Below are 6861 nucleotides of genomic sequence, written 5' to 3' on the forward strand. Positions count from 1 at the left end.
CGGTCTTCGTCTCCACCGGACCTCCCGCCCTGCGCCGCGCTGTCCCGTCGAAGGTAGCGCCGCGCAGGGCAGCCTGTCATGTCCGTATCGACATACGGTCCTTACGGATCAAGGAGGCGGGTGAGGGGTCGGCCTACGAGGTGGCGAGCGCGTCCTTGATCGTGTCGGCGATCGGGGTGGTCGGGCGGCCGATCAGCCGCGCCAGGTCGTCGCCCCGCGCCGCCAGCTCGCCGCGCGCCACGGCCTCGTCGATGTCGACCAGGATCTCGGCGAAGGGCTGCGGCACCCCGGCGCCGACGAGGATCTCCAGGTGGGCGGCGGCGGGCACGTCCGAGTACGTGATCTCCTGGCCGGACTGCCGGGCGACCTCGGCCGCGTACTCGGCGAACGACCACGAGACGTCGCCGTTCAGCTCGTACGCCCGGCCCAGGTGCTCGTCGAGCGGGCCGGTCAGCACGGCGGCGGCCGCGGCCGCGTAGTCGGCGCGCGGGGCGGAGGCGACCCGGCCCTCGCCGGCGTTGGCGACCACGGCGCCGTGGGCGAGGACGGGTGCGAGGTTGGCGGTGTAGTTCTCGGTGTACCAGCCGTTGCGGAGGAAGGTGTACGGCAGGCCGGAGTCGAGGATCGCCTGCTCGGTGCCCTTGTGCTCCTCGGCGAGGACGAGACCGGCCCCGGGGCCGCCCAGGATGCCGGTGTACGCGAGCTGGGCGACCCCGGCGGCCTTCGCGGCGCTCACGACGGCGGTGTGCTGAGCCACCCGCCGCCCGATCTCGTGGCCCGAGATCAGCAGTACCCGGTCGCCGGCCGCGAAGACGCCGGCCAGGGTCTCGGGCTCGTCGTAGTCGGCGACGCGCAGCTCGACCCCGCGCTCGGCCAGGTCGGCGGCCTTGGCCTTGTCGCGGACGACGGCGACGACGGACTCGGCGGGGACGCGGGTCAGCAGCTCGGCGACGACGAGGCGGCCGAGCTGTCCGGTGGCGCCGGTGACGACGATGCTCATGGGGTTCTCCCAGGGGTGTGAGGGGTCGGTCGAGCGGGTCTCCCTCCACCGTAGGGCGAGCACTAACTATTCGTAAGTACCCACTTTGAAGTAAGGTACTGGTATGGGAGTAAGTGACAAGGTGCCGCCGATCATGCCGGTCGTGGTCGACGCCATGTGCCCGGAGCGCCGCGTCCTGGAGCACGTCACCAGCCGCTGGGCCGTCCTGATCCTGATCGCGCTGCGGGAGCGCTCGTACCGCTTCAGCGAGCTGCGCCGCGCGATCGGCGGCGTCAGCGAGAAGATGCTCACCCAGACCCTGCAGACCCTGGAGCGCGACGGCTTCGTCCACCGCGACGCCAAGCCCGTCATCCCGCCCCGCGTCGACTACAGCCTCACCGGCCTCGGAGCGGAGGCCGCCGACCGGGTCTGGGAGCTCGCCCGGTGGACCGCGGGCAGCATCGACGCGGTGGAGGAAGCGCGCGTGCGTTACGACGCGGTGCGCGAGACGTCCCAATGGCGTCGCCAATGACGTTGTAGCGCCGCCCAGTTGATCCGCGGGGCCGTACGATCTCCTTCACCGGCTGGGGGATCGCGCGAGAGACCGTGGGGGAAACATGGTGTACGCGTACGGAAGAGTGCTGCGCGCCGGTGCCGTCGTGGCGGCGGGCGCGCTGCTCGTGGCGGGCTGCTCGTCGGGCGGCGGCGGAGGCGACGGGAAACCCTCGCGAGGAACACCGGGCGCGACCGGAACCGCGACCGGGACCGCCGCCCCGGCCCCGAGCGCCACGCCCACCGCGCTCGACTTCACCCCGGACCCGAAGCGCGTGCCGAAGAACGCCGCCGAGGCCCGGCGCCTCGCGCTGGCGATCGTGGCGGGGCCCGAGTCCTGGGGGCCCGACTACGTCAAGCGCAGCCCGTACCTCAGCGACCCCGGCTCCTGGCCGGTCCTCGACGCGAGCTGCGAGTGGGAGGTCGAGCCCCTGCCCGGCTCCGTCCTGGCCAGCGTCACCGCCTACAGCGAGATCCCGGCCGCCGGCGGCAAGGGGCCGCTGCGCGTCGCCGCGACCGTCACCGTGCACCGCACCGAGTCCGACGCCGACTGGGAGATGGCCGAGACCCTGGAGGAGGCGCTGCGCTGCCCCGACCAGCAGCTGCGCGAGGGCGAACGCATCACCAACCTCGGGTCCCTCGGCCTGCCGTACGGCAAGGGCGGCAACGCCCATGCCGCCGACTCCCTCGTCGAGAGCGGCTCCTACCTGAACGACGCCTTCAAGGGGCCGCAGCCCTACGGCTGGTACGAGACCCGCATCGGCCAGGTCACCCTCGCCACCAACGTCAAGGGCGCCCCCGGCCACACCGAGGACGTCACCACCCTCCTGACCCAGGCCCAGGTCACCATGGAGGCGCGTCTCAAGGCGCAGATGGGAGCCCAGTCGTGACCGTGAACCCCGGCGCGCTCCAGCCGCTCCTGCCGTCCGACCCCTCCACGATCGCCGGCTACCGGCTCCTCGGCCGCCTCGGCGCCGGCGGCATGGGCGTCGTCTACCTCGGCCGCACCGACACCGGCGCGCTCGCCGCCGTCAAGGTCACCCACGCCGACCAGGCCGACCAGGCCGACTTCCGGGCCCGCTTCCGCCGCGAGGTCGAGGCCGCCCGCCGGGTCGTCAGCCCCTGGGCCGTGCCCGTGACCGGCGCCGATCCCGACGCCCCCGAGCCGTGGATGGCCACCGCCTTCGTGCCGGGACCGTCCCTCGGCGAGGCGGTCCGCGAGCACGGGCCGCTGCCCGAGCGGAGCGTACGCATCCTCGGCGGCGCCGTCGCCCGGGCGCTCGCCGCCGTGCACGCGGCCGGGCTCGTCCACCGGGACGTGAAGCCCGGCAACATCCTGCTCGCCGCCGACGGCCCCCGGCTCATCGACTTCGGCATCGCCCGCGCGACCGGCGAGACCGGGCTCACCTCGGCCGACATGGTCGTCGGCACCCCCGGGTTCCTCGCCCCCGAGCAGGCCGAGGCCCGCGCCGCCGAGATCGGCCCCGCCGCCGACGTCTTCGCCCTCGGCTGTCTGCTCGCCTTCGCGGCCACCGGCCGCCCGCCGTTTGGCACCGGCGCCCTGGACGCGCTGCTCTACCGGACGGTGCACGACGAGCCCGACCTCGCCGGCGTACCGGAGCCGCTGCTCGACCTCGTACGGCAGTGCCTCGCGAAGGAACCGGCCGCCCGCCCCACCGCCGAGGAGATCGCCGGCCGGCTCACCGAGGACACCCCCGGCGCCCCCGCCGACTGGCTGCCCGCACCCGTCGTCACCACGATCGCCACCCGCTCGGCGGCCATGCTGGCGCTCCCCGACATCGACCCGACCGCGCCCGGCACGGACCCGGCGGACCCGGCCGCCGCGGCCGGCCCCTCCCGGCGCCGGCTCCTGCTGTACGCCGGTGCCGGTGCGGCGGTGCTCGCGGCGGGCGGCGGCGCCTTCGCCCTGCTCAACCGGAGCGACGACGCCGGCACCGACGGGAAGCATCCCGCGCCCAAGGCCCGGAACACCTGGGCCATCGGTGTCCTCGCCGACCTCTCCGGGCCCGCCCAGGAGATCGGCCGGGCCCAGGAACGCGGCGCCCGGCTCGCCGTCGAGCGCTTCAACGCCGTGCACAAGGGCAAGCCCTTCACCCTCGAACTCAAGGTCTCCGACGACCGCGGGGACCGCGCCGGTGCCTTCGCCGCCGCCCGCCGGCTCACCTCCGACCCCTCCGTGATCGCCGTGCTCGGCCCCACCTCCGACGACACCGGCATCGCCGCGCTCCCCGCCTTCGAGGAGGCCGACGTGCCGCTCCTCACCACCTCGGCGGGGTACAACCTCTTCACCCTGCGCGGCGAGACCGGCCCCCAGAACGCGACCGTGCTGCGCGCCATCCCGAGCCACTTCATGGCGGGCGCCTACCTCGCCCTGTCCACCACGCTGCTGCCGCAGGTCCGCCACCCCGGAATCCTCCAGGAACGCACCGACGACCAGTACAGCTGGCAGTACGTCAGCGGCGCCCGCTTCGGCTTCACACAGGCCGGTCTCAAGCCGCACTACCGGGTGATCCCGGGCCGGGCCACCGACTACCGCCGGATCATCGGCGAGATGATCGACGCCGGCATCGACACGTACGTCCACTGTGGTGTGCGCTCCACGGCCGTGCTCGCGGCCCGCGCCCTGAACGAACTCGGCTTCACCGGGCCCCGGTTCACCGGCCAGCACGTCTTCGGCTCGCAGTTCCTGAAGGAGGCCGGGAGCGCCGCCGAGGGCTGGTTCGTCTGCGCGCCCGTCATCGACCCCGTCCAGCGGGCCGCCGACACCAAACAGAAGCCCGCCGACCGGAAACTCACCCAGGAGTTCCTCGACGCCTACCGCAAGCGGTACAACACCACCCCGGACTTCTACACCGGCGAGTCCTTCGACGTGGTCAACCTGGTCACGTCCTGGCTCGCCAAGAGCGCAGTCAAGGGCCCACTCACCCGTAAGGGCCTGTGGGATGCCCTGCGCAGGCAGACGTACACCGGGGCCATGGGCGGTTACCAGTTCGACCAGCACGGCGAACTCAAGGGCGTCGGCACCTTCATCTACGGCGTGCAGCAGGGGGCCTACAAGTTCATCGGCGCCGCCCCCGGCCAGCCCCAGAACAAGAAGAGCTGACGGTGCAGCCGCTCAAGAAGGCCGACCCCTCGGTCATCGCCGGCTACCGGCTGCTCGGGCGGCTCGGCGCCGGCGGCATGGGCGTGGTCTACCTCGCCCGGTCCGCCGGCGGCGCGCTTGCCGCGCTCAAGCTGATCCGCGCCGAACACGCCGCCGACCCCGGCTTCCGGGCCCGCTTCCGCCGCGAGGCGACCACGGCCGAGACCATCACCGGCCGGTGGGTGGTCCGGGTCCTCGGCTCCGACCCGGAGGCCCGGGAGCCGTGGCTCGCCACCGAGTACGTGCCCGGGCCCTCGCTCGCCGAGGCCGTCGCCCTGCACGGCGCACTGCCCGAGGACACCGTCCGCGCGCTGGGCGCCCGGCTCGCCGCCGCCCTCGACGGCATGCACGCGGCCGGGCTCGTCCACCGCGACGTCAAGCCGGGCAACGTCCTGCTCGCCCTCGACGGGCCCCGGCTCATCGACTTCGGCATCGCCCGGGTCAGCGGCGCCACCGCGCTCACCGCCACCGACGCGATGATCGGCACTCCCGGCTTCCTCGCCCCCGAACAGGCCCGGATCGCGGGCGCCGGCGAGGTCGGCCCGGCCGCCGACGTCTTCTCGCTCGGCTGCGTCCTCGCGTACGCGCTGACCGGGCAGCGCCCCTTCGGTACGGGTGCGGTGGCCGCCGTGGTCTACCGCACCGTCCACGAGGAGCCCGACCTCGACGGCGTACCGGAGGCTCTGCTCCCGCTGGTCACCGCCTGCCTCGCCAAGGACGCCGCCGACCGGCCGAGCGCCGCCGAGGTGCGGGACGCGCTCGGCCCGTACGCGGGAGCGGCGGCCGGCGACTGGCTGCCGCCCGGGCTGCCCGCGCTGATCGCCCAGCGCTCGTCGCGGGTCCTCGACCTGCCGGTCGCCGACCCGACCATGCTCAACCCCGAGGAACAGCAGGGGACTTCGCGACGCCGCTTCCTCGTCCTCGGCGCCGCCGGGGCCGCCGCGGGCACCGGTGGCCTCGCCGCCTGGCTGCTCGGCGGCGACCCGGCCGGGACGGGCGGCGGCACCGGCGGAGGCGCGGCCGCGCCGCGAACGGCGTACACGCTCGGCGTGCTCACCGACCTCAGCGGCCCCGGCAAGGCGGACGGGCGCGCCCAGGAGCGCGGCCTTCGCCTCGCCGCGGAGACCTTCAACGCCCGCGCGGACCGGCCCTTCGACCTGGCGCTCAAGGTGACGGACGACGGCGGGGACCCGAAGCGGGCCGCCGCCGGGGCCCGCGCGCTGCTCAAGGATCCGGCGCTGGTCGCCGTGCTCGGCCCGACGACCAGCGACACGGCCGTCGCCACGGTGGACGCGCTCGTCGACGCGAAGGTGCCGGTGCTGAGCGTGATGGCGGCGGTCCCCTCCGAGACGACGATCCGGGGCCAGACGCCGGATCTGCGCACGTACTTCGAGGCGCGGCCCAATTCCCTGACGATGATCGTGCCCTTCGGCCGCTACCTCTCCGAGCACCACCGGGGGCGCACCGCGGTCGTCGAGGACCGGGCAGGCGGCGACTACGGCTGGCTCGCCGCCCAGAGCGTGCAGGCGTCGCCGCCCTACGGCGGCACGGTCACCCGGCACCAGGTCGCGGCGGACAGCGAGGACTTCGGCCCGGCGGTCCGGGCTGCGCTCGCCACGTCCCCGACGGGCGTGATGTACGTGGGGAACTCGCCGCGCCGGGCCGCCCTGTGCGCCAAGGCGCTGCGGCAGCAGGGATACCGGGGCCCGTGCGGAAGCGTGGAGCCCGCGCTCGGACCGGAGTTCCTCGCCGTGGCGGGCCCGGCCGCCGAGGGCTGGTACTTCGGGACGGCCTACACCGATCCCGACACGGTCCCGGCCGCGAAGGAGTTCGCCGCCGCGTACCGCAAGCGCTGGCGGCTCGCGGCCACGGACCCGGTCGACCGGTTCGCCGTGGAGTCGTACGACGCCCTGTTCTGGTCGGCGCAGGCGCTGCGCACCGCCATCCGGAGGAACCCGGAGCGCCCGGGCGCGGCGATGGCGACCGTGTTCATGAGGGACGACCGGGTGTACCGCGGTGTGGGACGGTCCTACGAGGCCATGTCGGGCGACGTCTCGAAGTCCCCCCTCGACGGGCTGACCCTCTGGCAGGTGAGGTCCATGGCTGCCTCCGACCCGGGCCCGCGCCACGCTCCGACCCGGACCAGACGGCCGATCGCCGCCCCGAG

Annotated in this window: 5 protein-coding genes; 4 read left to right on the plus strand and 1 reads right to left on the minus strand. The window is 74.5% G+C overall.

All coding sequences use genetic code 11. The features are described 5' to 3' along the window. Positions 1 to 133: 133 nt before the first annotated feature. Complete coding sequence (locus ACWEV0_RS03280; protein WP_453145988.1) at positions 134 to 1000, minus strand: SDR family oxidoreductase; 867 nt, start codon at positions 998 to 1000, stop codon at positions 134 to 136. A 103-nt stretch (positions 1001 to 1103) separates the two neighbouring features. On the opposite strand from ACWEV0_RS03280, the gene ACWEV0_RS03285 reads away from it, so the two are divergent. From ACWEV0_RS03285 to ACWEV0_RS03300, 4 genes are all read left to right on the plus strand, one after another. After that, complete coding sequence (locus ACWEV0_RS03285) at positions 1104 to 1511, plus strand: winged helix-turn-helix transcriptional regulator (RefSeq protein ID WP_453145990.1); 408 nt, start codon at positions 1104 to 1106, stop codon at positions 1509 to 1511. 85 nt (positions 1512 to 1596) lie between these two features. Next, on the plus strand, positions 1597 to 2421 hold the full coding sequence (locus ACWEV0_RS03290; protein WP_453145991.1) for a hypothetical protein: 825 nt from the start codon (positions 1597 to 1599) through the stop codon (positions 2419 to 2421). Further along, positions 2418 to 4655: a bifunctional serine/threonine-protein kinase/ABC transporter substrate-binding protein gene (locus ACWEV0_RS03295; protein ID WP_453145993.1), complete on the plus strand. Its 2238-nt coding sequence runs from the start codon at positions 2418 to 2420 to the stop codon at positions 4653 to 4655. The genes ACWEV0_RS03290 and ACWEV0_RS03295 overlap by 4 nt, the downstream gene beginning before the upstream one ends. A gap of 2 nt (positions 4656 to 4657) precedes the next feature. Further along, positions 4658 to 6861: bifunctional serine/threonine-protein kinase/ABC transporter substrate-binding protein (locus ACWEV0_RS03300; RefSeq protein ID WP_453145995.1), on the plus strand; the 2204-nt coding region annotated here is incomplete at its 3' end.

The organism is Streptomyces sp. NPDC003943 (genome assembly GCF_053605265.1).